The sequence below is a fragment of the Streptomyces sp. AJS327 genome (genome assembly GCF_013450295.1).
Taxonomy (GTDB): domain Bacteria; phylum Actinomycetota; class Actinomycetes; order Streptomycetales; family Streptomycetaceae; genus Streptomyces.
Genome location: NZ_SKBR01000001.1, coordinates 1,888,377 through 1,912,499, shown reverse-complemented (window position 1 = coordinate 1,912,499; position 24,123 = coordinate 1,888,377). Strand labels below are relative to the sequence as shown.

At 74.1% G+C, this 24,123-nt stretch carries 22 protein-coding genes and 1 pseudogene; 3 read left to right on the top strand and 20 right to left on the bottom strand.

Features of this window, described 5'->3' with window-relative positions:
• Positions 1–187: 187 nt before the first annotated feature.
• The 5 genes and pseudogenes from cbiE to E0L36_RS07540 all read right to left on the bottom strand — a co-directional run bounded on the left by cbiE (position 188) and on the right by E0L36_RS07540 (position 5,244).
• Complete coding sequence (gene cbiE, locus E0L36_RS07555) at positions 188–1,429, bottom strand: precorrin-6y C5,15-methyltransferase (decarboxylating) subunit CbiE (RefSeq protein ID WP_180928031.1); 1,242 nt, start codon at positions 1,427–1,429, stop codon at positions 188–190.
• A 307-nt stretch (positions 1,430–1,736) separates the two neighbouring features.
• The gene (locus tag E0L36_RS07550; protein ID WP_180928030.1) at positions 1,737–2,390 is read right to left on the bottom strand and encodes a GNAT family N-acetyltransferase; all 654 of its coding nucleotides are present in this window, start codon (positions 2,388–2,390) and stop codon (positions 1,737–1,739) included.
• A 203-nt stretch (positions 2,391–2,593) separates the two neighbouring features.
• Positions 2,594–3,421, bottom strand: a complete 828-nt coding sequence (locus E0L36_RS27485; RefSeq protein WP_308416709.1) for a MetQ/NlpA family ABC transporter substrate-binding protein — start codon at positions 3,419–3,421, stop codon at positions 2,594–2,596.
• A gap of 36 nt (positions 3,422–3,457) precedes the next feature.
• Positions 3,458–4,114, bottom strand: a pseudogene (locus E0L36_RS27480) (methionine ABC transporter permease); the annotation flags it as partial.
• Positions 4,111–5,244 carry a methionine ABC transporter ATP-binding protein gene (locus tag E0L36_RS07540; protein ID WP_180928028.1) on the bottom strand — a complete coding sequence of 378 codons (1,134 nt, stop codon included), beginning with the start codon at positions 5,242–5,244 and terminating at the stop codon, positions 4,111–4,113. The gene E0L36_RS07540 and the pseudogene E0L36_RS27480, both read right to left, overlap by 4 nt.
• A gap of 714 nt (positions 5,245–5,958) precedes the next feature.
• Here E0L36_RS07540 and E0L36_RS07535 point away from each other — a divergent pair.
• Together E0L36_RS07535 and E0L36_RS07530 are read left to right on the top strand one after the other, a co-directional pair.
• Complete coding sequence (locus E0L36_RS07535) at positions 5,959–6,330, top strand: hypothetical protein (protein WP_180928027.1); 372 nt, start codon at positions 5,959–5,961, stop codon at positions 6,328–6,330.
• A 145-nt stretch (positions 6,331–6,475) separates the two neighbouring features.
• Positions 6,476–6,859, top strand: a complete 384-nt coding sequence (locus tag E0L36_RS07530; protein ID WP_180928669.1) for a hypothetical protein — start codon at positions 6,476–6,478, stop codon at positions 6,857–6,859.
• 187 nt (positions 6,860–7,046) lie between these two features.
• Here the strand turns inward: E0L36_RS07530 and E0L36_RS07525 are convergent, their stop codons facing one another.
• Together E0L36_RS07525 and E0L36_RS07520 are read right to left on the bottom strand one after the other, a co-directional pair.
• Positions 7,047–7,544 (bottom strand): GNAT family N-acetyltransferase, encoded by a 498-nt coding sequence (locus E0L36_RS07525; RefSeq protein WP_180928026.1) that lies wholly within the window; start codon positions 7,542–7,544, stop codon positions 7,047–7,049.
• A gap of 429 nt (positions 7,545–7,973) precedes the next feature.
• The gene (locus E0L36_RS07520; RefSeq protein ID WP_180928025.1) at positions 7,974–9,134 is read right to left on the bottom strand and encodes a glycerophosphodiester phosphodiesterase; all 1,161 of its coding nucleotides are present in this window, start codon (positions 9,132–9,134) and stop codon (positions 7,974–7,976) included.
• 287 nt (positions 9,135–9,421) lie between these two features.
• On the opposite strand from E0L36_RS07520, the gene E0L36_RS07515 reads away from it, so the two are divergent.
• Positions 9,422–10,102: a 1-acyl-sn-glycerol-3-phosphate acyltransferase gene (locus tag E0L36_RS07515; protein WP_180928024.1), complete on the top strand. Its 681-nt coding sequence runs from the start codon at positions 9,422–9,424 to the stop codon at positions 10,100–10,102.
• A 31-nt stretch (positions 10,103–10,133) separates the two neighbouring features.
• Here E0L36_RS07515 and E0L36_RS07510 read toward each other — a convergent pair whose 3' ends face one another.
• The 13 genes from E0L36_RS07510 to E0L36_RS07450 all read right to left on the bottom strand — a co-directional run bounded on the left by E0L36_RS07510 (position 10,134) and on the right by E0L36_RS07450 (position 24,081).
• Positions 10,134–11,684 carry an MFS transporter gene (locus E0L36_RS07510; RefSeq protein WP_308416665.1) on the bottom strand — a complete coding sequence of 517 codons (1,551 nt, stop codon included), beginning with the start codon at positions 11,682–11,684 and terminating at the stop codon, positions 10,134–10,136.
• Positions 11,681–12,229 (bottom strand): TetR/AcrR family transcriptional regulator, encoded by a 549-nt coding sequence (locus E0L36_RS07505; protein WP_180928023.1) that lies wholly within the window; start codon positions 12,227–12,229, stop codon positions 11,681–11,683. Before E0L36_RS07505 ends, E0L36_RS07510 begins: the two co-directional genes overlap by 4 nt.
• 215 nt (positions 12,230–12,444) lie before the next feature.
• The gene (locus E0L36_RS07500; RefSeq protein WP_180928022.1) at positions 12,445–13,416 is read right to left on the bottom strand and encodes an aldo/keto reductase; all 972 of its coding nucleotides are present in this window, start codon (positions 13,414–13,416) and stop codon (positions 12,445–12,447) included.
• A 157-nt stretch (positions 13,417–13,573) separates the two neighbouring features.
• The gene (argH, locus tag E0L36_RS07495) at positions 13,574–15,031 is read right to left on the bottom strand and encodes an argininosuccinate lyase (RefSeq protein ID WP_180928021.1); all 1,458 of its coding nucleotides are present in this window, start codon (positions 15,029–15,031) and stop codon (positions 13,574–13,576) included.
• Between the two features lie 437 nt (positions 15,032–15,468).
• A complete protein-coding gene (locus E0L36_RS07490; RefSeq protein WP_180928020.1) occupies positions 15,469–16,665 on the bottom strand; it encodes an argininosuccinate synthase in 1,197 nt (398 codons plus the stop codon).
• 293 nt (positions 16,666–16,958) lie between these two features.
• A complete protein-coding gene (locus E0L36_RS07485) occupies positions 16,959–17,387 on the bottom strand; it encodes a DUF488 domain-containing protein (RefSeq protein WP_180928019.1) in 429 nt (142 codons plus the stop codon).
• A 138-nt stretch (positions 17,388–17,525) separates the two neighbouring features.
• Positions 17,526–18,053 (bottom strand): arginine repressor, encoded by a 528-nt coding sequence (locus tag E0L36_RS07480; RefSeq protein ID WP_180928018.1) that lies wholly within the window; start codon positions 18,051–18,053, stop codon positions 17,526–17,528.
• A complete protein-coding gene (locus E0L36_RS07475) occupies positions 18,050–19,330 on the bottom strand; it encodes an acetylornithine transaminase (RefSeq protein ID WP_180928017.1) in 1,281 nt (426 codons plus the stop codon). Before E0L36_RS07475 ends, E0L36_RS07480 begins: the two co-directional genes overlap by 4 nt.
• Positions 19,327–20,265: an acetylglutamate kinase gene (argB, locus tag E0L36_RS07470; protein WP_180928016.1), complete on the bottom strand. Its 939-nt coding sequence runs from the start codon at positions 20,263–20,265 to the stop codon at positions 19,327–19,329. Before argB ends, E0L36_RS07475 begins: the two co-directional genes overlap by 4 nt.
• Positions 20,262–21,428 carry a bifunctional glutamate N-acetyltransferase/amino-acid acetyltransferase ArgJ gene (gene argJ / locus E0L36_RS07465; RefSeq protein ID WP_180928015.1) on the bottom strand — a complete coding sequence of 389 codons (1,167 nt, stop codon included), beginning with the start codon at positions 21,426–21,428 and terminating at the stop codon, positions 20,262–20,264. The genes argB and argJ overlap by 4 nt, the downstream gene beginning before the upstream one ends.
• A 79-nt stretch (positions 21,429–21,507) precedes the next feature.
• Positions 21,508–22,536 (bottom strand): N-acetyl-gamma-glutamyl-phosphate reductase, encoded by a 1,029-nt coding sequence (argC, locus tag E0L36_RS07460; RefSeq protein ID WP_180928014.1) that lies wholly within the window; start codon positions 22,534–22,536, stop codon positions 21,508–21,510.
• Between the two features lie 154 nt (positions 22,537–22,690).
• Positions 22,691–23,317 (bottom strand): tol-pal system YbgF family protein, encoded by a 627-nt coding sequence (locus E0L36_RS27475; protein ID WP_258015932.1) that lies wholly within the window; start codon positions 23,315–23,317, stop codon positions 22,691–22,693.
• Between the two features lie 200 nt (positions 23,318–23,517).
• Entirely contained in the window at positions 23,518–24,081 is a 564-nt protein-coding gene (locus tag E0L36_RS07450; RefSeq protein WP_180928013.1) for a histidine phosphatase family protein, read from the bottom strand.
• Between the last annotated feature and the right edge of the window lie 42 nt (positions 24,082–24,123).

The following is a 24,123-nucleotide window of genomic DNA, read 5'->3' as shown; positions in this document are numbered from 1 at the left end:
GCGCGTGCCGCGGCACGTACTCGGCCAAGCTATCCGGACATTGAGGGAGAAACCATCAACTCCGAACAGCGGCACAACAGTCCGTCAGCCTACCGGCCACCGGCGGCGCGACCAGCCACGGGTGGGCGTCACCTCACCGTTCGCCGGGTTCGTCACCCGGGCCGGGACGGATGCTCCGGCCGGAGCCTCACTCCCGCACGCCGGACACCAGGAACACCACGGCGCGTTCGCTCTCCGCCCAGGTGCGCGTGGACAGCTCCACCGATTGGAGCAGCGCGCACTCGACCGCGTAGCCGCGCTCGGCGAGGGCGCTCCCCAGCGCCTCCGCCTCGTCCCGGGTGACCGCGTGGGTGACGATCCGGCCGGGTCTCCGGTCCGCGACCGCGGTGACGGTTCCGACGCCGCCGCCGCCGACCCGCACCACGTCCGGCTCCGGCAGGTCCTCCAGGACGTGCGGGGCCGGTCCACAGACCGTCTGGAGCCGCACACCGAACCGGCGGGCCGCCAACTCCGCGCGCTGGCACGCCTCCCGGTCCCGGTCGACGGCGATGACCGCCGCGCCGAAACCCGCCGCCTCGACGGCGAGCGCGCCGCCGCCCGAGCCGATGTCCCAGACCAGATCGCCGGTTCTGGGCCCCAGCCGGGCCAGTTGGAGCGCGCGCAGCTGCGTCGACTCGCTGGCCCTCGGGGCCGCGCCCGGCAGCGGGGCCGGACCGGCGTAGGCGGCGGCGGGCAGCGCCCACCCCCGGGTCGGCGGCGGGTATCCGGGCTCCCGCCCGGCGATCCAGCCGTCGCCCCGGTGGGTTCCGGTGGGCGCGCTGGGGCTCGAACCGCCCACCACGATCACGACGTTGGGGTCGCGCCAGGAGTGGTCGGGGACCTTGTCCGAGGTGATGACGGTGGTCTGCTCGCGTTCGGTGCCCAGCGCCTCGCAGATCACGAAGGTGCGGTGGACGCCGGTCAGCAGCAGGGCGAGCTCCGCGGGGCCCGCGCCGGGTGAGGTGAGCACCGCGACCTTGGGGTGGGCCCGGCAGACGTTCACCGCGCGCCGCAGCGTCCGCGAGTGCGCGACGACCAGCCGCGCGTCGTCCCAGGGCATCCCGGCGCGGGCGAAAGCGGCGGCCACGGCGGAGACCGCCGGGTGCACCTCGACCTCCAGCCCGTGTTCCGGGGCGCGCAGGGTGCGGACCACGCCGAAGAAGCCGGGGTCGCCGTCGGCCAGGACCACGGCGGTGCCACGGTGCCGGGCGATCCGGCCGGCGGCGACGGAGACGCTGCCCAGCCGGACGCGTTCGGCACCGGCCGGGATGTCGGGCAGCGCCAGGTGATGCGGGGCACCCGCGACGAGCGTGGCCGCGCCGAGCGCCCAGCGTGCGGCGGCGGACAGCGGCGTTCCGTCCCACCCGATCACGGTGACGCGGTCGGCCATCGGTGGCTCTCTCCTGGGCTGTTCGTCCTCGCTCGTGGCCCGCCGGGGGTTCCGTCGCAGGTCGGGCCCCCAGAGCGTACCTCTGATCGAACGCTCGCGGCGTCGCGGGCGAGCCCGAGGGGGCCGCCGGGCACCGCCCGCCCGCCCGCGCCCACCGGACGCGTACGAGGTCCGGGCCACCGGCGCGCGGTTTCGGTCGCCGAACGGCCGTTTCCGGCCGCCGCGTTGGCCCCGTGCCGGGGGGGGCGGGCGGACGGTGGCTGGCGCGGGCGGGGGACGTGCCGGGGCGGGCGCGGGCCGGGGCGCGTCAGTGGGGGCTGGCGCCCCGCCAGTCCGCGTAGGGCGCGAAGCCGCCGTCCTCCGCCTGCTGTTCGAAGGCACCGTCGAGGTCCTCGGGGAGCAGGCTCCAGACGATCAGGTCGGTGCGGATCTCGGCCCATCCGCCGTCCTCGGTGCGGGTGCGCGCTATCCAGGCGTTGCGCAGCACGCCCTCGCTGATGCAGCCGAGCTTCTGGGCGACCTGCTGCGCGGCCGTGTTGTCCGCCGGGGTGCGCAGCTCGACCCGCTCGAACTTCTGGTCCTGGAAGAGCCACTGGGCGACGGCGAGCAGGGACTCGGAGGCGTAGCCCTCGCCGCGGGCCCAGGGCGCGGTGACGTATCCGGCCTCGGTGCCCAGGACGCGCCAGTCCGTCCGGTCGAGGTGGACCGCGCCCACCAGGCGGTGGGTGAGGAACTCGGTGACGGCGAAGACGATGCCCTCCCCCGAGGTCCGCTGGGCGGGGGCGCGGCGGGTCACGTACTCGCGGGCGTCCGCCGCGCCGTACGGGACGGGCTGCGCGGTCCAGGCGGCGACGAGTTCGTCGCTCATCATGTCGGTCAGTTCGGGGATGTCCGCTTCCTCGAACGGGCGCAGCACGAGGCGGTCCGTGCTGATCGAGATGTCCGGGAAGGTCGATGTCATGCGCCGCTCCAACTCGGTCGGGGATCCGGAGCCGCGCCCGTGGGCCGCGGGCACGCAGTCGCCGGGCCGCCGGGGCCGCCCCGGCGACTGCGGCACGTGCACAGCATGCAGCATCCAAGCTGCCACACCCAGTGCCGGGCCCCGATCCCGGGGCCCGGCACCGTGGTGGGGACGCGGGCGGGGCCGCGTCGCGGATGAGCGGATCAGGAGGCGGGGGCCCCGAAGGCCGGGACGATGGCGCCCTGGTACTTCCTCTCGATGAAGCGCTTCACCTCGTCGGAGGTGAGGAGGTCCGCGAGCTTCCGCACCCGCGGGTCGTCCTGCCGCCCGTTCTTGACCGCGAGGAAGTTGACGTACGGGTTGCCCTTCGCGGTCTCGGCGGCGAGGGCGTCCCGCGCCGGGTTGAGGTCGGCCTCCAGCGCGTAGTTGCCGTTGACCACCGCGAGGTCCACGTCGTCCAGCGCGCGCGGCACCGAGGCGGCCTCCAGCTCCCTGAGCTTGAGGCCCCTGGCGTCCCGCACGTCGCTCAGCCGGGCCTCGTCGCCCCTGCCGGGCTTGAGCGTGATGAGGTCGTGCTCGGCCAGCAGCTGGAGGGCGCGCCCGCCGTTGGTGGTGTCGTTCGGCACCGCCACGGTCTGCCCGCGCCGTACGTCCTCCAGGTCGTCGACCGTCCTGGAGTAGATGCCCAGCGGCTCCAGCTCGACGTTGACGACGGGCACGATCTCGGTGCCCTCCTTCTTGTTGAAGTCGTCGAGGTAGGGCTTGTGCTGAAAGAAGTTGGCGTCCACCTCGCCGCTCTCGGTGGCGGTGTTCGGCACCACGTAGTCGTTGAACTCCCGGATCCTCAGGTCGATCCCGGCGTCCTCGGCGAGGTTGTCGCGGACGTACTCCAGGATCTCCGCGTGCGGGGCGGGCGAGGCGGCGACGGTCACCGTCCGCTCGTTCTCACCGTCCGAGCTGAGCCCGTAGCCGAGCAGCCCGACCGGGACGAGCACCACGGCGGCCAGCGCCGCCGTCCGGCGTCCGCCGATCCGGGCGAGCCGCCCCGCGGGGCGCTCGCGGGCGCTGCCGCGCCGGGACAGGGCACGCGCGATCGCGTCGCCGAGCAGCTGCACCAGCGTGACGATGACGATCAGCGCGACGACGGTGGCCAGCATCACGGTCGTCTCGAACCGCTGGTAGCCGTACTGGAGGGCGACCGCGCCCAGTCCGCCACCGGCCACGGCACCGGCCATCGCGGAGTACCCGATCAGCACGATGACGGTGGTGGTCAACCCCGCGACCAGCGAGGACAGCGACTGCGGCAGCAGCACCTTGAACACCACGGTGGGGGTGCCCCCGCCCATGGCCTGCACGGCCTCCACCAGGCCTCGGTCCACCTCGCGCAGCGCCGTCTCCACTAGCCGCGCGAAGAACGGGATGGCCCCGACGGCCAGCGGGACGATCGCCGCGGTGGGGCCGATGAACGTCCCCACGACGAAGCGGGTGAAGGGGATGAGGGCGATCAGCAGGATGATGAAGGGCAGCGAGCGGCCGACGTTCACCACCGCGCCGACGGCCTTGTTGACGACGGCGTTGCGCAGCGGGCCGTCCCGGTCGGTGAGGACCAGCAGCACGCCGAGCGGCAGCCCGCCGACCACCGCGAACAGCGTGGCCCAGCCGACCATGTAGAGGGTGTCCCAGAAGCCCTGGGTCAGCAGCGGCTCGATTTCCGACCAGCTCACTTCGCGTCCTCCACGGGGGTCTCGCGCCCGGCCGGTGTCCCGGTGGCGGCGGGTTGGTCGGGCTTCTCAGCGCCGCCACGGACACCGTCGGCGGGTCCGGTCGGGGCGGCCGGACCCGCCCCGCCCGGGGCCCGCACGGGCTCCACGGTCAGTCCCTGCTCCCGCAGGTAGCCGACGGGCACCACGTTGTCGTCGAAGCCGCCGGGCAGCGCGATCCGCATCCGGCCGACCTGCCGCCCGCCGACGGTGTCCATGGCGGCGCCGAGGATGGACACGTCGACGTTGTACGTCCGGGCCAGCTGGGAGACGACGGGCTCGGAGGCGGTGTCGCCGTGGAAGGTGACGTCCACGACGGTGCGGTCAGCGCCGGAGGGGCCGCCGCTGAGCGGGAACAGCTCCCGGGCGAGTTCGGAACCGGGGCGGGCGAGCAGCTCCTCCACGGTCCCGGACTCGACGATCCGCCCCTGGCGCATCAGCGCGGCGGAGTCGCAGACGGCCTTGACGACGTCCATCTCGTGCGTGATGAGCAGCACCGTCAGCCCGAGCTGCCGGTTGAGGTCGCGCAGCAGCTGGAGGACGGAGCGGGTGGTCTCGGGGTCGAGCGCGGAGGTCGCCTCGTCGGAGAGGAGCACCTTCGGGTCGCCGGCCAGCGCCCGGGCGATCCCGACGCGCTGCTTCTGGCCGCCGGACAGCTGCGCCGGGTAGGTGTCGGCGCGGTCGGCGAGGCCGACGAGGTCCAGCAGTTCCCCGGCCTTGCTGGCCCGCTCCCGCCGGGAGAGCCCGAGGATCTCCAGTGGCAGTTCGACGTTGCCCCGCGCGGTGCGGGAGGAGAGCAGGTTGAAGTGCTGGAAGACCATGCCGACGCGGGTCCGGGCCTCCCGCAGGTCACGTCCGGCGCGGGGGCCTCTTCCGGCGAGCGCCGTCAGGTCCCGGCCGTCGACGGTGACGGTGCCGGAGGTGGGGCGCTCCAGCAGGTTGACGCAGCGGATCAGGGAGGACTTTCCGGCGCCGCTCTGGCCGACGACGCCGAACACCTCACCCTCGCGCACGTGCAGATCGATCCCGTCGAGCGCGGTGATCTCGCGGTCGCGGGTGCGGTAGACCTTGGTCAGGTCCTGGGTGGTTATCACAGGGATGTCCGTCAGGTTGGGTGCGGGGCGGCCGGGCGCGCGAGGCGGCTCCGGGCACGGCGAACCGCACGGTGATGGCGGAGAGAGTGGAGCGAACGCTCCGGAGACCGCGTGGGTGCCTGGCGGCACGACGGGACTCGCTTCGGGGCGCGAGTCAGCCCGGGCGGCTCAGTCGGGGGCCCTCAGCGGGCACACATTCGACGCGTGGCACGCGGACAGCGAGCACCGGACGACGGGGGCGTCGCCTCGGTCGCACGGATGCGGATGCTCGTTGCACTCATGCGTTCAGTAAAGCAGACCACCTTCCGGGACAGCCCGGCCGGGACCCGGGCAGTCCGCTATTCGGACAGCGACCGAGCGGGCGCCATACCCCCTCCCCCGCCTACCGAGGAACCCCACACACTGCTCTGACCTGCACGGGCACCGATCACAGCCGGGTGGTGACAGGGGTCGGGCACCCCGCCACGGAGAGCGGACTGTGGCCAAGCACACGGTGGCTGTCCGCTGAGCGGGACGCGCGGAGACGGTCCGCCCCCCTTCCGGCGCTCACCCTCGGTGACCACCGGCCGCTCCGGGAGCGGGTCCCCCGGGGGCGGTTCCGCCACGGTTCCGGCCGGGCACCGGACAGGATCAGGCACGGGCCACGGGGGGACGCCGGACGGGGTTCCGGGCCCTGGCACCGGACGGCGGACGGGCCCTCATAGACTCGGGCCCATGCTCACCCCGCTGACGGTCGCGGTCGCCGTGGCCGCGCTCGCGCTCGCCGCCTGGTGCGGCTGGGCGGCCTACCGCGACCAGCCGACCAAGGACTGGCACTTCATCGGCATGGCCGTGGTGACCGTGCTCGCGCTGATCCAACTGGTGGTCGGCATCGTCCAGTTGGCGCGTGGCGAGGAGCCGGGCGGTGGCACCGCCGTCTTCGTCGCCTACCTGCTCGGCGTGGTGGCCTGCCTGCCGGTGGTCGGGGTGGTCTCGCTGACGGAGCGGACGAAGTGGGGCTCGCTCACGGTCGTGGCGGGCGCGGTCGTGCTGGCCGTGCTCCAGGTCCGGCTGTACGACATCTGGGGAGGCGGCGCGGGTGCCTGAGGCGGCGGAACACGAGACGGCCGGAGACCACCCGGTGCGGCGGCCCGAGCCCGAGACCGTCCGGGAGGCGGAAGCCACCGGGGGCGCTCGACCCAACGGGGAGGCCGGTTCCGAGGGGCGCGCGGCGGGTGCGGCACGCACCGGGATCGGCAGCGGCCCCGGAAAGCTGCTGGTCACGCTGTACGGGATCTTCACCGTCGGCGCCGCCTCCCGCTCCCTGGTCCAGCTGACGACGCGGTTCGACGAGGCCCCGCTGGCGTACGTGCTCTCCGCGATCGCGGCGCTGGTCTACGCGTTCATCACGCTCGCGCTGGTGCGCGGTGGCGAGGGCGCCCGCCGGGCCGCCCTCGCCTGCTGCTGCGTGGAGTTGCTCGGTGTGCTGGCGGTCGGCACCTGGACGCTGCTCGACCCCTCCGCCTTCCCGGACGCCACCGTCTGGTCCGACTACGGCATGGGATACCTGTTCATCCCGGTGCTGCTTCCGGTCACCGGGCTGCTCTGGCTGCGCGGGGGGCGCCGGGCGGCCTGAGCGTCCCGGCACGGGCGGACCCCACTGGCTCACCGCCGCCCTGCGACGGCACCGGGTGCCAGGCCGGGAGGCGGGACCGGGCGGCGCCCCGCCCGCGCCCCGATCCTCGCGAACCCCCGCGCTACCCGATCGAGCCGTTCCGCCCGAGCCGAGCCGTCCGCTCGGTCCGGTCCGCCTACGCCGCCGGTCAGGCGCTGGCGGCGTAGGGCGTGCCCAGCTCCTTCGCCATCGCGATCAGCGTCACCCGGCGGTCCTGGTCGGTGCCGACGGGGGTGTATCCCCGGCTGCGGTAGAGGCGCAGGTTGCCCGCGCTGCGCTCCCCGGTGAACAGCTGGACGCGGGTGACGGCGCGCTCCACGGCCAGCGTCTCCTCGATCCCGGTCAGCAACCGGCCGCCCAGGCCGTGTCCCTGGAGGCGGGGGTGGACGCAGAGCTTGCTGAGCACCGCCGTGCCCGTCGCGTCCACGGCGGCCCGTACGGAGCCGACGACCTCGGAGCCCAGGCGGGCCACCAGCACACAGCCACCGTCCAGTTCGTCGAGCAGCTCCCTGAGGGTCTGGGTCAGTGGCGCGATCGCGTAGTCGCCGTAGATCTCCGCCTCGCTCTGGAAGCAGAGGTACTGGAGCTTCAGGATCTGTTCGGCATCGTGCTCGGTCGCCGCAGAGATGGTCACGCTCATGCCCATGTGCGCATGCCTCCCCTATGTGTTCGTCCGGGCGCCCGGGTGGATGAGGGTGGGAGCGCGCGGACAGCCTGCCCTGGTGGGACCGGTCGCGTAGGCACCCTTCCCCGTGCACTGGGTGCCGCAACCCTGTCCCCCGCATTGTGCGCGGGCGGTTCGCGGGAGGGGAGGTGCCGAGGGGGGCCACCGCTGTGAGATTGCCAACGCGGCCCGTCCCGGCGGGGGTTCGGGCGGGCGTCAGCGGGACCGGCACCGGGGGGAGGTACGGCGCGGAGGGCGCCGTACCTCCCCGGGACGCTGGCGTCCCCTGAGCCCCACCCGCCCCACGGGCACCCACACCCCGGCGTCCGGAGGCGCGCGTGCCACTGACGTGCCGGGGTGCCGGGGTCTTCCGGGGCGCGGCCGGGGACGGGAGCGCGGAGTGCCGGGCGCTCAGCCCCGGGCGCGGAAGTCCGCGGCGGCGAGCAGCGCGGTGTCCGGCTGGTCGGCGAAGATGCCGTCGATCCCGGTCTCGAAGAACGCCTTGAGGACGCCGAACGCGTCGCCGTAGTCGCCGGGTTCGGTGCCGCGGCGGTAGTCCGTCGGCAGGAAGGTGTTCTCGTTCCGCATCGTGTACGGGTGGAGCACCAGGTCCTTCGCGTGCGCGTCGCGCACCAGGCTGGTCGGCTCCCCGAGGCGGCCGTCCGCGTCCCGCGGGATGACCAGGTCGAGCAGCGGGCCGATGCCCCGCGCGTAGCGGGCGATCTCCGCCAGGCCCTCGGGCGTGACCAGGTCCCGGACGGTGCGCGGGTCCCCGGAGTCGACGAAGTCCCAGGGGCGGCTGTCCAGCGCGCCGAGCAGCACCACACCGGGGCACTTCACCAGCCCGCTCAGCTTCTCGATGCTGCTGGGCTCGAAGGACTGGACGAAGTTGGGCGACTTCTTCTGGTGCCTGCCGAACTTCTTCAACGCGGCGGCCAGCGGCTTCTCCAGCTCCAGCCCCAACTTACGGAAGTAGGTGGGGTGTTTGGTCTCGATGTGCAGCCACACCGGGCGGCCCCGCGCCTCCCCCCGCTCCTCGGCCCACTCCAGGACCTCCTGGAAGGTCGGCACGCTCCAGCGGCCGTCGTAGAGGGTGTTGTGCTGGCGCTCCTCGGGGATGCGCTCCTTCGCCCGGAGCCCCCGCAGCTCCTCCAGGGTGAAGTCCTCGGTGAACCAGCCGGTCAGCTCGGTTCCGTCGATGCTCTTGGTGGTTTTCCGGTCCGCGAACTCCGTGTGGTCGGCGACGTCCGTGGTGGCGGTGATGTCGTTCTCGTGCCGGCAGACCAGGTGCCCGTCCTTGGTGGGGACCAGGTCCTGCTCGATGACGTCCGCGCCCATGTCCAGCGCGAGCTGGTACGCGCCCAGCGTGTGTTCCGGACGGTGGCCGCTGGCGCCACGGTGGGCCACCACGCACGGGACCGGGAGGGCCGCGTCCTTCCCCCCGGCCCGCCGCGCCGCCGGCTCCGCGGCCCGCGCCGATCCGGACACCGCGAGCCCTCCCGCGCTCGCGGCGCCCAGTACCGCCGCCGCGGAGAGCACCGCTCTCCGGCCCGGCTGCCGCTCCTGTCCCATGGGGCCTCCTCCGACTCGTCACGCTCCGACTCGTGCCACGCGCCCAACAGCGCCCGGCACACGACGCGTTGATCGTATGTGCGATTCGGGGGCCACCGGGAGACCCGGGAGGGGAGGTCCGTGGAACACCGCGTGTACCCGGGCCGAACGGCGCCCTCACGCGGGCTGACTCGCGCGTCGCGGTGTCGCTGTACCCGGAACCCGGAATAGGACCGGCGCACGGCGGCGAGTATCGTCCAGAACCGCGCGGTTCGCGCACGACCGACCGTCATCGACCGGAGGACCCGTTGTCCCGTTTCCTGCTGATCAAGGCACTGCTCGGCCCGCTTCTGCGTGTGCTGTTCCGTCCGCAGGTGGAGGGGGCGGAGCGGGTTCCCGGCACGGGGCCCGTCATCCTCGCGGGCAACCACCTCACCTTCATCGACTCGATGGTGCTGATGCTGGTCGCCCGCCGCCAGGTGTTCTTCATCGGCAAGGACGAGTACGTGACCGGCAAGAGCCTCAAGGGCCGCCTGATGGCGTGGTTCTTCACCGGCGTCGGCATGATCCCGGTGGACCGGGACGGCGGGCGCGGCGGGGTCGCGGCGCTGATGACCGGCCGCCGGGTGCTGGAGAACGGCGGAGCGTTCGGCATCTACCCGGAGGGCACCCGCTCCCCCGACGGGCGGCTGTACCGGGGCCGTACCGGCATCGCCCGGCTGACCCTGATGACCGGCGCCCCGGTGGTGCCCGTCGCGATGATCGGCACCGACGAGATCCAGCCGAACGGCAAGGGGATGGTCCGCCCCGCCCCCGGGCGGCGGATCACCGTGCGCTTCGGGGAGCCGCTGGACTTCTCCCGCTACGAGGGCATGGACCGCGACCGGTACGTGCTGCGCGCGGTGACCGACGAGGTGATGAGCGAGGTCATGCGGCTCTCCGGCCAGGAGTACGTGGACATGTACGCCACCAAGGCGAAGGCCGCCTGACCCCGGGGGCGAGCCGGTGGCCGCCCCCGGCTCACCCCTCCGGGACCTCGCCCAGCCGCTGGCCACGCAGCAGCCGCCAGGCCACCACCGCGGCGGTGAGCAGGACCACCGACCCGGCACCGGCCCCGGCCCGCAGCCCGGCGGTGAAGCTCTCCCGCGCGGCGCCCAGCAGCGCCTCCCCCTGTTCCGGCGGCAGGTGCCGCGCGGTCTCCACCGCCTCGCCGAGCGAGGCGCGGGCGCCCTCCGCCACCTCGGCCGGTACGCCGGGCGGGGTGGTGAACGAGCGGTAGAACCCGGTGACGACCGAGCCGAGCAGGGCGATCCCGAGCGCCGAACCCAGCTCGTAGGCCGTCTCGGAGACCGCCGACGCCGCTCCGGCCTGCTCCTTCGGGACGGTCGAGAGGATCACGTCGGCGGTGACGGTGAAGGCCAGCCCCGCACCGGCACCGAGCAGCAGCAGCAGCACGCTACCCAACAGCCAGTACTCGGTGGTCCCTTCGAGCCAGTAGCAGGTGCCGAGCGCCAGCCCGACGGCGCCGAGCCCGCCGGAGACGGCGGCCCGCACCGAGGTGCGGCGCGCGACGTACCCCGCGCAGAGCCCCGCGAACACCGCTCCGATGGCGGCCGGGATCTCCGCGACCCCGGCCTGGAAGGGGGCCCGCCCCTGCACCATCTGGAGGAACTGGGAGAGGAAGAAGATCAGCGCGGAGAGGCCGAGGATGGTCAGCAGGTCGGCGAGGACCGCCCCGGTGAACCCCCTGTTCCGGAAGAGCCGGATGTCGAGCAGCGGCGAGGAGAGCCGCGCCTGGCGCCGCACGAAGGCCGCCAGGGCGAGCAGTCCGGCCCCGCCGAGCAGTAGCGCGTCCCAGCGCGGGCCGTGGACGGCCGTCTCCTTGACCGCGTAGATGACCCCGATGACGCCGAGCATGGACAGCAGCACGCTGGGCACGTCCCACGGGCCGGGCGACGGGTTCCGCGACTCGGGCACCAGCCTGGCGCCGACGAGCACCAGCGCCGCCATCACCGGCAGGTTGATCAGGAAGACCGAGCCCCACCAGAAGTGCTCCAGCAGGAAGCCGCCGACCACCGGGCCGACGGCGGCGCCCGCCGAGGTCATCGCCCCCCAGACGCCGACCGCGAGGCTGCGCTCCCGGGGGTCGGGGAAGATGTTGCGGATCAGCGCCAGCGTGGAGGGCATCAGGGTCGCCCCGGCCGCGCCGAGCAGCGCCCGCCACAGGACCATCGCCTCCGCGCTGTGCGCGTACGCCGTCAGCGCGGAGACCACGCCGAACGCCGTCGCCCCGCAGAGCAGCAGCTTCTTGCGGCCGACGCGGTCGCCCAGGCTGCCCATGGAGACCAGCAGCCCGGCGAGGACGAAGGAGTAGACGTCCCCGATCCACAGCAGTTCGGTACTGGAGGGCCGTAGCTCCTCGCTGAGGAACGGCGTCGCCAGCCCCAGCACGGTGGCGTCCACCCCGACCAGCAGCACCGCCAGGACCAGCACCGCCAGCGCCAGCCAGCGGGACCGGGCTCCCGGCGCGGCCACCCGGCCGGGAGGTCGCGCGGACCGCGGCGTGCTCACCCGGTGGTCCGCCGGGCGCCGCCGAGCAACAGCTCCACGGTCATCCGCCGCGAGTCCCGGGCCGCGACGAGTCCGTCCTGCACCGCCCAGGCCGCCGCCGTGACCAGCGCGTACAGCGCCTCGGTCAGCCAGGCGGCGGTGAGGTCCACCCGGAAGACGCCCTCCTCCTGACCGCGCCGGAACAGAGCGTGCACCCGGGCGTCGATCCGGCGCCAGCCCTCGTTCAGCTCGCCGGGGGTGAAGAGCTGGTTCTCGGTGAGGAGGAACGCGAGGAACCCGGCGAGCGGTTCGGCCTCCGCGACCACCCGGCGCACGGCCTCCTCCGCGTCTCCCTCGTCGATCCGCGCCGCGTCGAGCGCGGCGTCCAGCTGCCGGATGGCGATCTCCTCCAGGGCCCGCACCAGGGCGTCCCGGCCCGCGAACTGGCGGTGCAGGGTGGCCCGGCTGATCCCGGCCGCCCGCGCGATCTCGTCCATCGACGACGCGGGCCTGCGGGTCAGCAGTTCGGCGGCACGGGCGAGCAGCCGCTCACGGTCCACGGTCATGAGACGAGGCTACCTCAGCTGAGACAGCACTGTTTCACCGTGGGAGGAAAACCCGAAAAGACTGGAATAACCCCAAAGGCCCGAATGATCAGCGGACTCGGAGGCCGGAGGACCGAACCCGGAGGCGTCCGGGACGATCCGGGGGGGACCAACTCGCCCGTGGGGGGGAAGCGGTTCGGCGGACCGGACGGGACGGACCGGCTGACGGGCCCGGCTCAGCTCCAGGGCATCCGCGAGCGGTGCTCCCAGTACGCCTCGGGTTCCTCCGCCAACTCCCCGAGCCGGGCGAGCTGTTCCGCGCCCAGCTCGACAACGGCCGCGTGGAGGTTGGAGTCGAGCTGCGCGGTGGTGGCCGCGCCGGAGAGGACCACGCCGGCCCACGGCTGCTGGAGCGCGTAGGCGAGCGCCACCGCGTCGCAGGGGGCGTCGAGTTCGCGGGCGATCTCCCGGAGCACGGCGGGCGCCCGGTCCTCCGCGAGCCGCCCGTTGGCCATGCCCTCCTTGACGATGACGGTGCGGCCCGCCGCGTGGGCCTCGGCGAACGCCCCGGCGGCGGAGGGCTCCAGCGGGTTGAACGTCCCCTGCACGGTGCGGAACAGCGGGACACCGTCCACGGTGATCTCCAACGCGGCCCGCACCGCGTCGGCCTGGCGCGGTCCGCTGGTGGAGAAGCCGAGAGTGACGCCCTCCGCGGCCAGCCGGGCCAGCCGCTCGTGCAGGGCGGTGTCGGTCAATACCGGGGCACCGGCGGTGACGGAGTGGATCTGGTACAGGTCCAGCGCGTCCCCGAGCAGTTCCGCGGTCTCGGCGCGCTGCCGTTCGAAGGTGCCGAGCGCGTGGTCCTTCACCTCGTGCACCTCGGCGTCGGGGCGCCACTCGGCGGTGTAGGTGTACCCCCACTTGCTGCCGACGACGAGGTCGTCCACCTCGGGGTGAGCGCGCAGCCAGGAGGCGAGGAACTCCTCGGCCCGGCCGTAGGAGCGGGCCGCGTCGACGTAGCGCACGCCCTGCGCGTAGGCCGCGTCGAGCAGTTCGTGGGTGCGCTGGCGCAACGCCTCCGGGGTGCGGTCGGCGGGCAGGTCCCGCGCCCGGCCGAGGGTGAGGTAGCCGGGGCGGCCGACCGCGGCGAGGCCCAGACCGAGGTGGGCGGTCGGGGTGGTGGCGGTGGCCAGGCGGTCGAACGGCATCGGTCTCCCCATACGGTCGGCTCCGGGACGCGGGCCGCACCACCGTAACCGGCCGGTTCCGGCCGCCGGACTCCGGCGTGCGGGCTGGTCACCGGCGGGCGCGCGCCCGGGGAGGCCGGGGGACGGACTCCCCGGGCGCCGGGCCCGGTGGGGTGGGTCAGCGGCGGGCGGCGGCCCAGGCGCGCTGCGTGGTGAGGTCGGCGGCGAACTCCGCGAGCTGGGTGGCGACGGCGGAGGGGGCGGTGCCACCCCGCCCGTCCCGGGCGGCCAGCGCGCCGGGCACGTTCAGCACGCTCCGCACCTCGGGGGTGAGGTGCGGGGAGATCTCCGCGAACCGGGCGTCGCTCAGCTCGTCCAGCTCGATGCCCTCCTGTTCGCAGACCCGCACACAGGCACCGGCGATCTCGTGTGCCTCACGGAACGGAACGCCCTGCTTGACCAGCCACTCGGCGACGTCGGTGGCCAGCGAGAAGCCGGCGGGCGCGAGGGTGGCCATCCGGTCCCCCCGGACCGTGAGCGTGGCCATCATCCCGGTGAACGCCGGGAGCAGCAGCTCCAGTTGGTCGATGGAGTCGAAGACCGGCTCCTTGTCCTCCTGGAGGTCGCGGTTGTAGGCCAGCGGCAGCGCCTTGAGGGTGGCCAGCAGCCCGGTGAGGTTCCCGATCAGCCGTCCGGACTTGCCGCGCGCCAGCTCCGCGATGTCCGGGTTCTTCTTCTGCGGCATGATCGAGGAGCCGGTGGAGAACGCGTCGTGCAGCGTGACGAAGGAGAACTCCCTGGTGTTCCAGAGGATCACCTCCTCGGCGATCCGCGAGAGGTCCACCCCGATCATCGCGGTGACGAACGCGAACTCGGCGACGAAGTCCCGGGAGGCCGTGCCGTCGATCGAGTTGGCGGCGCTGCCGCCCTCGAAGCCGAGGTCCTCGGCGACGGCGCGCGGATCGAGCCCGAGCGAGGAGCCCGCGAGCGCGCCCGAGCCGTAGGGCGAGACGGCGGTCCGCTCGTCCCACTGCCGCAGCCGTTCGGCGTTCCGGGACAGCGCCTGCGCGTGGGCGAGGACGTGGTGGGCGAAGAGCACCGGCTGGGCGTGCTGGAGGTGGGTGCGGCCGGGCATCGCCACATCGGGGTGCGCCTCGGCCAGCCCGACGAGCGCCTCCTGGAGGTCGAGCAGGAGCCCGCCCAGGGTCCGGGCGTGGTCGCGCAGGTACATCCGGAAGAGCGTGGCCACCTGGTCGTTCCGGGAGCGCCCGGCGCGCAGTTTGCCGCCCAGCTCGGCGCCGAGCCGCTCCAGCAGGCCCCGCTCCAGCGCGGTGTGCACGTCCTCGTCGGCCACCGTGCCGACGAACCGCCCGGCGGCGACGTCGGCCTCCAACTGGTCGAGTCCGGCGATCATCCGGGACAGCTCGTCCTCGGTGAGCAGCCCCGCCCGCCGCAGCGCCCGGGCGTGCGCGCGCGATCCGGCGATGTCGTACGGGGCGAGCCGCCAGTCGAAGTGGACCGAGGCGGACAGCCGTTCCAGGGCCTCGGCCGGGCCGTCCGCGAAGCGCCCGCCCCAGAGCCGGACTCCGGTGTCCTGGTCCGCGGGCTGTCCGGTCGGCTGGGCGCCGTTGCTCACTGGTGCTCCTCGTGAAGATCGCGTTACGGGTGACGGGAGGGGTGCGGAGGGACGGGAGTGGCGGGGCGGCGGTCGCGGGACCGCCGGGAGGACCGGGCCGAGGGGTCCACCCGGAGCGTGGGGCCGCGGGGACCGCCCGGAACGCCGGGGCCGCTACGGGAAGTTGCCCACGGGTCCGCCGGACAGCGTGGCGGGCGACGCCGTTCTCAGCGGCCGGACGCGGAGACTACCGTCCGGGCGGACGGGGCGGCGCACCGGCGGCCGGTACCGCGCGGGGCGCACCGGGGTGGACCGGGTGCTCAGCGGCGTGCGGGCGAGGGAGGCGGGGAGCGGCGGGGCACTGACGGGGTGGCGGCCCGGCGCCGTCCGGCGGACGCCGGACGGGCCGCTCGCGCCGGGCCGCTCGCGCCGGGCCGCTCGCGCCGGGCCGCGGGCGGTCAGCCCTGCTGGTCCCGCTTGGCCGCGATCTTCGCGGACATTCCGAAGATCTCGATGAAGCCCTTGGACATGGACTGGTCGAAGGTGTCACCGGTGTCGTAGGTGGCGAGGTGGAAGTCGTACAGCGACTTCTCGGACCGACGGCCCGTGACGACCGCCCGGCCGCCGTGCAGCGTCATCCGGATGTCGCCCGTGACGTGCTCGTTCGCCTCCTCCACGAAGCCGTCCAGCGCGCGCTTGAGCGGGGAGAACCAGAGGCCGTCGTAGACCAGTTCCGTCCAGCGCTGCTCGACCTGCCGCTTGTAGCGCGCGAGTTCCCGCTCGACGGTGACGTTCTCCAGCTCCTGGTGGGCGGTGATCAGCGCGATGCCGCCGGGCGACTCGTACACCTCGCGGGACTTGATGCCGACCAGCCGGTCCTCGACCATGTCGATCCGGCCGACGCCCTGCGCCCCGGCCCGCTCGTTCAGCTGCTGGATGGCCTGGAGGACGGTCACCGGGCGGCCGTCGATCGCCACCGGGACGCCCTTCTCGAAGGTGAGGACGACCTCGTCCGCCTCGCGGGAGACGGCCGGGTTCTGGGTGTACTCGTAGACGTCCTCGATGGGGCCGTTCCAGATGTCCTCCAGGAAGCCGGTCTCCACCGCCCGCCCGAAGACGTTCTGGTCGATGGAGTACGGCGACTTCTTGGTGGTCGCGATCGGGAGGCCCTTCTCCTCACAGAAGGCGATGGCCTTGTCCCGCGTCATCGCGTAGTCCCGGACGGGGGCGATGCACCGGAGGTCCGGGGCGAGGGAGGCGATCCCGGCCTCGAACCGTACCTGGTCGTTGCCCTTGCCGGTGCAGCCGTGCGCGACGGTGCCCGCGCCGTGCTTCCTGGCCGCCGCCGTCAGGTGCTTGACGATGGTGGGCCGGGAGAGCGCGGAGACCAGCGGATAGCGGTCCATGTACAGCGCGTTCGCCTTGATCGCGGGGAGGCAGTACTCCTCGGCGAACTCGTCCTTCGCGTCCACGACCTCGGCCTCGACCGCACCACAGGCGAGCGCGCGCTTACGGATGACGTCCAGGTCCTCTCCGCCCTGGCCGACATCGACGGCGACGGCGACGACCTCGGCCCCGGTCTCCTCGGCGATCCAGCCGATGCAGACGGAGGTGTCCAGGCCGCCGGAGTAGGCGAGTACGACGCGCTCGGTCACGGGGTTCTCCTTAGGATGCACGCGCTGACGGGTATAAGTATGCACTCCACCGTATGTTTCGTCAACGCGCTTCCGTGACCCCGAAACCGCCCCACACCCCCTGGCCGCCAGCCGAGCGCGACGGCCGCCCAGGGCCAGCTGGGCCGTGGGCCCCGGCCGCTCCCCCGCTCCCGCCTCAGCGACGCCGTCAACCGCCGACCACCCGGCGATCGCCGCCAACGGCGACCCCCCGACGACCGCCGCGACCGCGGCCCCCCGACGACCGCCGCGACCGCGGCTGTCATTCGCTGCCGCTAGCCGCGCAGTTCCTCCGCCAGCACACCGGTGTGCGCGTGCGCCAGGTCCTTCGTCGCGGTCAGCAGCGTCAGCGGCCCGCGACCGGCCTGTTCGCGCAGCTGCTCCAGCGCCTCCCGGCCCTCCGGCTCGGCCAGCTCCGCGCGGTAGCGGCGGGCGAACTCCTCGTAGCGGTCCGGGTCGTGGCCGTACCACTTACGCAGCTCGGTGGAGGGCGCGACCCGCTTGTCCCAGTCGTCCAGCTCGGCGTCGGCCTTCGCCAGTCCGCGCGGCCACACCCGGTCGACCAGCACCCTGGTGCCGTCCTCGGAGGGGTCGGCGGCCTCGTAGACCCGGCGCACCCGCACCGCGGGGGCCTTCCCCGAGGTGTGGCCACGACGGGCCCCCGCCGCTCCCCCGGTCTTCTTCGTCCTCGCGGTGTCACTCATACGTCCAGGGTGCGCGGCACGGCGCGGCTCCGCACCCGCGGACGCCGTACGTCACCCGGACCCGCCGAGACCAGCCGAGACCGGGGGCCGGGCCACCGGCGAACGGTGGCCCGGCCCCCGGCGGGACGGTGGGGTGCCTCAGCGCTCCTTCTGGGCGAGGCCGAGCAGATGGTCCGCGAGGGCCTGCCCGCCCTCCGGGTTCCGGCTGATGAGCAGCAGGGTGTCGTCCCCCGCGATGGTGCCGATGATCGCGTGCAGCTCCGCCGCGTCGATCGCGGAGGCCAGGAACTGCGCGGCGCCGGGCGGGGTGCGCAGCACGACGAGGTTGGCCGAGGCCTCGGCGGAGATCAGCAGCTCCCCGGCGAGCCGGGCCATCCGGCCCTCGCTCGCCGACTCACCGAGCGGCGCCTTGGGGGTACGGTCCCCACCCTCACTCGGCACGGCGTAGATCAACTCCCCTCCGGTGTTGCGGATCTTGACGGCACCCAGCTCGTCCAGATCGCGGGAGAGGGTGGCCTGGGTGACGGTGAGTCCGTCGTCGGCGAGGAGTTTGGCGAGCTGGCTCTGGGAGCGCACCGGTGCCCTGCCCAGGATGTCCACGATGCGCCGATGCCGGGCCGTCCGCGTCTGCGGGACGGCCTGGCCCCCCTGCTGCTCCTCGCTCATCTGCCCCGCTCTCCTCCGGCTCGGCGGCCCGCTTCCACTGCGTCGAGGATCGCGGGCAGCGCCTGGACGAGGGCGTCCACCTCATCCGGGCCGATGACCAGCGGCGGCGCCAGCCGCACCACGTCCGGCGCGACCGCGTTCACCAGGAACCCCGCGTCCTGAGCCGTGTCCCGCACCTGCGGTGCGACGGGCTCGGTGAGCACGATACCCAGCAGCAGCCCCGCCCCGCGCACCTGTGCGATCAACGGATGGCCGAGCGTCGCCACCGCGTCCCGCAGCCGCTCCCCGACCCGCCGGACGCGGTCGAGCGCGCCGTCCGCGGCGAGGGTGTCCAGTACCGCGAGTCCCGCGGCGCAGGACACCGGGTTACCGCCGAAGGTGGAGCCGTGCTGGCCGGGCTGGAACAGCTCGGCCGCCGGGCCGAACGCCAGGGTGGCGCCGAGCGGCAGGCCGCCGCCGAGCCCCTTGGCCAGGGTGACGATATCCGGCTCGATTCCGGCGGCCCGGCTGGCGAACCAGTGGCCGGTCCGGCCGATCCCGGTCTGGATCTCGTCGACGGCCAGCAGCGTCCCGGTGGCGCGGGTGATCTCGCGGGCCGCCGCCAGGTACCCCTCGGGGGCCGGGATGACGCCGTTCTCCCCCTGGATCGGCTCGACGATCACCAGCGCCGTCTCCTCGGTGACGGCGGCGCGCAGCGCCTCCGGGTCACCGTAGGGGACGTGGGTCACCTCGCCGGGCAGCGGGCGGAAGGGGTCCTGTTTGGCGGGCTGCCCGGTCAGCGCCAGCGCGCCCATGGTGCGGCCGTGGAAGCCGCCCTCGGTGGCCACCATGTGGCCCCGCCCGGTGAGCCGTCCCAGCTTCACCGCCGCCTCGACGGCCTCGGCGCCCGAGTTGCAGAAGTAGACGCGGCCGGGGCGCCCGTCCAGCTCCAGCAGCCGCTCGGCGAGGGCCACGGCGGGCTCGGAGACGAACAGGTTGGAGACGTGACCGAGGGTGGCGATCTGCTCGGATACCGCCCGGACCACCGCCGGATGGGCGGTGCCCAGCGCGTTGACCGCGATACCGCCGACGAAGTCCAGGTAGCGGCGGCCCTCCGCGTCCCACAGCGCGCAGCCCGCGCCGTGGGTCAGTGGCAGTCGGGGGGTGCCGTAGTTGTCCGCCAGCGCGGCCCGCCAGCGCGCGGTCAGCGCCGCGTTCGACGTGCTGGACGCACCGGCCGGGCCGGACACCCGCTGGCCGTGCCGGTCGTCCTGGCTGTGCTGGTTGGCGGGAGTCATGCCGTTCCCTCCGGGATGCGGGTCTCCCCCGGGGCCTGGTGGTCCGGGAGGACCATCGTGCCGATGCCCTCGTCCGTGAAGATCTCCAGCAGGATGGAGTGCGGCACCCGGCCGTCCAGTACGCGCGCCGTGCGCACCCCGTTCCGTACCGCGTGCAGACAGCCCTCCATCTTGGGCACCATCCCGCTGGCCAGCCCGGGCAGCATCGCCTCCAGCTGGCTCGCGGTCAGCTCACTGACGACCTCGTCGCTCCGCGGCCAGTCCGCGTACAGCCCCTCCACGTCGGTCAGCACCATCAGCGTCTCGGCGCCGAGGGCGGCGGCCAGCGCGGCGGCCGCGGTGTCGGCGTTGACGTTGTAGACGTGGTCGCCGGGTTCGTCCTCGTCCGCGCTGCGGGCGATGGAGGAGATCACGGGGATACGGCCGTCGTCCAGCAGCGCCCGGACCGCGCCGACGTCCATCCCGTCGACCTCGCCGACCCGGCCCAGGTCGAGCTGTTCGCCGTCGACCTCGGTGTACCGCTTGACGGCCGACATAGTGTGCGCGTCCTCGCCGGTCATACCGACCGCGAGCGGCCCGTGCTGGTTGAGCAGGTTGACCAGCTGCCGCTGCACCTGCCCGGCCAGCACCATCCGCACGACCTCCATCACCTCCGGCGTGGTGACCCGCAGCCCGCCCCGGAACTCCGACTCCAGGCCCAGCCGCTCCAGTTGGGCGCTGATCTGCGGTCCCCCGCCGTGCACGACGACGGGGCGCAGCCCGGCGTGCCGGAGGAAGACGACGTCCTGCGCGAAGGCCGCCTGGAGCTCCTCGTCCACCATGGCGTTGCCACCGAACTTGATGACCACCGTCCGGCCGTGGTGCCGGGTCAGCCAGGGAAGCGCCTCGATCAGCGTCCGGGCCTTGGGCAGCGCGGTGTGTTTCCGGGCGCTCATGAGCTGTACGCGCTGTTCTCGTGGACGTAATCGGCGGTGAGGTCGTTGGTCCACACGATCGCCGACTCGGCGCCCGCCGCGAGGTCCGCGGTGATCCGCACCTCCCGGTAGCGCATGTCGACCAGGTCCCGGTCCGCGCCCACGGAGCCGTTCTCGCAGACCCAGACGCCGTTGATCGCGACGTTCAGCCGGTCGGGCTCGAACCGCGCCGAGGTGGTGCCGATCGCGGACAGCACCCGCCCCCAGTTCGGATCCTCCCCGTGCACGGCACACTTGAGCAGGTTGTTGCGGGCGATGGAGCGTCCGACCTCGACCGCCTCGTCCTCGCTGGCGGCGCCCACCACCTCGATCCGGATGTCCTTGGAGGCGCCCTCGGCGTCCCGGATCAGCTGCTGGGCGAGGTCGTCGCAGACCGTCCGCACGGCCTCCAGGAACTCCTCCTCCCCGGGGGTGACACCGGAGGCGCCGGAGGCGAGCAGCAGCACCGTGTCGTTGGTGGACATGCAGCCGTCCGAGTCGATCCGGTCGAAGGTCGTACGGGTCGCGCCGCGCAGCGCCCGGTCCAGGGCGGGGCTGTCCAGGTCGGCGTCGGTGGTGAGCACCACGAGCATGGTGGCCAGGCCGGGCGCGAGCATGCCCGCGCCCTTGGCCATCCCGCCGACGGTCCACCCCGCGCCCTCCGCCACGGCGGTCTTGTGGACGGTGTCGGTGGTCTTGATGGCGATGGCCGCCCGCTCCCCGCCGTGCGGGGAGAGCGCCGCCGCGGCCTTGCCGATGCCGGGCAGCAGCCGGTCCATCGGCAGCCGGAGGCCGATCAGCCCGGTGGAGGCGACCGCGACCTCGGCGGCGTCCACCCCGAGGACCGAGGCCGTCTCCTCCGCGCTGGCGTGCGTGTCCTGGAAGCCGGGCGGTCCCGTACAGGCGTTGGCGCCACCGGAGTTGAGCAGGACGGCGGAGACCGTGCCGCCCTGGAGGACCTGCTCGGACCAGACGACCGGCGCGGCCTTGACCCGGTTGGCGGTGAAGACGCCCGCGGCGCTGCGCCGGGGCCCGGTGTTGACGACGAGGGCGAGGTCGAGTCCGCCGCCCTGCTCCGCTCCGGGGGACTTGATCCCGGCGGCTACCCCCGCCGCGGTGAATCCCCTGGCCGCTGTGGTGCTCACTGCGCCTCCTGTGTGGCCCCGCCGGTCGCCCGGCCCGAATCCCGGCACCGCCGGGAGCTGGTGTCGCTCATCGCACCGCTCACGGGGCGATCCCGACGGCCGACAGGCCGCTTCCCTCCGGGAGACCCAGCGCGATGTTCATGCTCTGCACCGCGCCGCCCGCGGTGCCCTTGGTCAGGTTGTCCACGGCGCTGACCACGATCAGCCGGCCGGCCGCGTCGTCCACCGCGAGCTGGAGCTGGACGCTGTTCGAGCCGTACACCGCGCCCGTCGAGGGCCACCGGCCCTCGGGGAGCAGGGTGACGAACCGCTCGTCCGCGTAGGCCCGTTCGTAGGCCGCGCGGAGGTGCTCCGGCGCGGCGTCCGGACGGACCCGGGCGCTGCACGTGGCGAGGATGCCCCGGGGCATCGGCGCGAGGGTGGGCGTGAAGGAGACGCTGACCGGCTCGCCCGCGGCGAGCGAGAGGTTCTGCGTCATCTCCGGGGTGTGCCGGTGCACGCCGCCCACGCCGTACGGGCTCATCGAGCCCATCACCTCGCTGCCCAGCAGGTGGGGCTTGGCCGCCTTCCCGGCGCCCGAGCTGCCGGACGCGGCGACGATCACCGCCTCCGGCTCCACCAGGCCCGCCGCGTAGGCGGGGACGAGGGCCAGCGACACGGCCGTGGGGTAGCAGCCGGGTACCGCGATCCGCCGCGCTCCGCGCAACTCGGCTCGCGCGCCCGGGAGTTCGGGCAGGCCGTAGGGCCAGGTGCCGGCGTGTGGGCTCCCGTAGAAGGCCGTCCAGTCGTCCGCGCTGGTCAGCCGGAAGTCGGCTCCGCAGTCGACCGCCAGCACCTCGTCCCCCAGCTCCGCGGCCACGGCGCCGGAGCGGCCGTGCGGCAGCGCGAGGAACACCACGTCGTGTCCGGCCAGCGCCTCGGGTGTCGTCTCCCGCAGGACGCGGTCGGCGAACGGCACCAGGTGCGGCTGGAGTTCGCCGAGAGGGCGCCCCGCGTTGGAGTCCCCGGTGAGGGCTCCGACCTCGACGTTCGGATGCGCGGCCAGCAGCCGCAGGATCTCGCCCCCGGCGTATCCGCTCGCTCCGGCCACCGCCACGCGCACTGCCATGGATGTCCTCCCTCGTGATGGCATGACTATACGTGCAGCAGTACACATATGCAATGCTGAGGTGAGCGAGGTACGGCGGGTGCCCGGGGGTGGGGCGGAGGGCCGCGCCGGGCCGTGGGCGCGGCGGGGCCCCAGCGTCACCGTTCAGGGGTGGTCATCCCATGGCGTCGAGCGCCGCCAGGACCCGGCGGGCGTCGGCGGCCTGCTCCGGCGCCGGGTCGTCGCGCAGGACCGCCGCGACCCGCGCGCGGGCCTCGTCCGCGCGCCCACGGTCGTGGTGGGCCCAGGCCGCGAGCAGCAGGTGGCGGTGTCGCCGGGCGGGGAGCGGGGCGGTGGCGGCGAGCGCCGCTTCCTCCTCGGCCACCTCCCGTGGCGACCACGCCCGGGACGCCGCTCCCGGAACCCGGCGCCGCAGCTCCACCGGGTCGAACAGCGCCCAGCCGTCGACCTCCACCGGACCGGGGCCGTCGGGTCGCCACCCCCGTGCCACGGCCGCGCGGAGCAGGGCGTGAACGGTGCCCGGCTCGTGCAGGTTCAGCGTCCTGTCCACGCCGGTCCCCACGGCACCGGACGGCATGTACCCGTCGGGGACGAGCCGGCCGGGGCCCTCGCGGAAGACGACGCGCAGCAGCCCTCGCACGCCGGACCGCCGAATGTCCAGACACTCGCGGCAGTCCTCGTAGCGGCCGTTCCCCAGATCGCGGTGGCGGTGGCCGACGGACCAGAGGAACGTCTCCCCCTCGACCACCAGCCGCCGGGCCTTCCTCGCACTCCGCGCCATCCCCCGATGCTAGGGGCGCCGCGCACCCCGGGACGTGGCCGCCCGTCCGGGCCGCCAGACCGGCGAGCGCGTGGGCCCGGCGGCACGGCGCCCCGGGCGGAGCCGGGCGCGGCACCCCGGGCCGGGCGCGGCACCCCGGGGTGACCCACCCGGTGGGACCCTCTCCGGCGACGGTCAACCGGTGGGCGGGCGGAGGCCGTTCAGCCCTCCAGCGTGAGGCTCCACTCCCCGGCCCGGCCGAGCAGCGTGACCACGCTGAGCGGCTGCGCGTCGATGTGCCAGTACGACTGGGGCGGCGCCTTCAGCGCGTAACACAGCGCCGCCCGGACGACCCCGGGCTCGGCGACCGCCACCACCCACTCCGGCTCCGGCCGGGTCTCCAGCCAGCCGCCGACCCGCCGGATGAAGTCGAGCAGCGACTCTCCGCCGTGCGGCGCCGCGCGGGGGTCGGCCAGCCAGGCGTCCACCCCGCGTGGCTCCCGCGCCGTCACCTCCGCCAGCGTCCGGCCGCGCCACCGTCCCATATCGCAGTCGCGCAGGGCGGGTTGGGGCAGCGGGGCCAGCCCGAGCGCCTCGGCCGTCTCCCGACAGCGGACGGACGGGGAGCAGTAGCGCAGCTCGGCGGCGGCGAGACCGGCGTAGGCGGCCTGGACCCTGCCCGCCTCCTGCCATCCCGCCATGTCCAGCGACCGGTCGTCATCGAACCGCACGTCGAGCAGCGAGGAGCTCCGGGCCGCCGCGACCAGCGTGAGGCGTAGATGCATTGGCCGATGGTAGGGCCGAAGGGCTCTCCTGTTCGATACCCC

Coding starts and splice junctions, on each gene's coding strand:
- E0L36_RS07485 (WP_180928019.1), bottom strand. CDS start 17,387: ATGAGTGACACCGCGAGGACGAAGAAGACCGGGGGAGCGGCGGGGGCC.
- E0L36_RS07475 (WP_180928017.1), bottom strand. CDS start 19,330: ATGACTCCCGCCAACCAGCACAGCCAGGACGACCGGCACGGCCAGCGG.
- E0L36_RS07505 (WP_180928023.1), bottom strand. CDS start 12,229: ATGACCGTGGACCGTGAGCGGCTGCTCGCCCGTGCCGCCGAACTGCTG.
- E0L36_RS07500 (WP_180928022.1), bottom strand. CDS start 13,416: ATGCCGTTCGACCGCCTGGCCACCGCCACCACCCCGACCGCCCACCTC.
- E0L36_RS07535 (WP_180928027.1), top strand. CDS start 5,959: ATGCTCACCCCGCTGACGGTCGCGGTCGCCGTGGCCGCGCTCGCGCTC.
- argC (WP_180928014.1), bottom strand. CDS start 22,536: ATGGCAGTGCGCGTGGCGGTGGCCGGAGCGAGCGGATACGCCGGGGGC.
- E0L36_RS07520 (WP_180928025.1), bottom strand. CDS start 9,134: ATGGGACAGGAGCGGCAGCCGGGCCGGAGAGCGGTGCTCTCCGCGGCG.
- E0L36_RS07550 (WP_180928030.1), bottom strand. CDS start 2,390: ATGACATCGACCTTCCCGGACATCTCGATCAGCACGGACCGCCTCGTG.
- E0L36_RS27475 (WP_258015932.1), bottom strand. CDS start 23,317: ATGGCGCGGAGTGCGAGGAAGGCCCGGCGGCTGGTGGTCGAGGGGGAG.
- E0L36_RS07480 (WP_180928018.1), bottom strand. CDS start 18,053: ATGAGCGAGGAGCAGCAGGGGGGCCAGGCCGTCCCGCAGACGCGGACG.
- E0L36_RS07450 (WP_180928013.1), bottom strand. CDS start 24,081: ATGCATCTACGCCTCACGCTGGTCGCGGCGGCCCGGAGCTCCTCGCTG.
- cbiE (WP_180928031.1), bottom strand. CDS start 1,429: ATGGCCGACCGCGTCACCGTGATCGGGTGGGACGGAACGCCGCTGTCC.
- E0L36_RS07525 (WP_180928026.1), bottom strand. CDS start 7,544: ATGGGCATGAGCGTGACCATCTCTGCGGCGACCGAGCACGATGCCGAA.
- argB (WP_180928016.1), bottom strand. CDS start 20,265: ATGAGCGCCCGGAAACACACCGCGCTGCCCAAGGCCCGGACGCTGATC.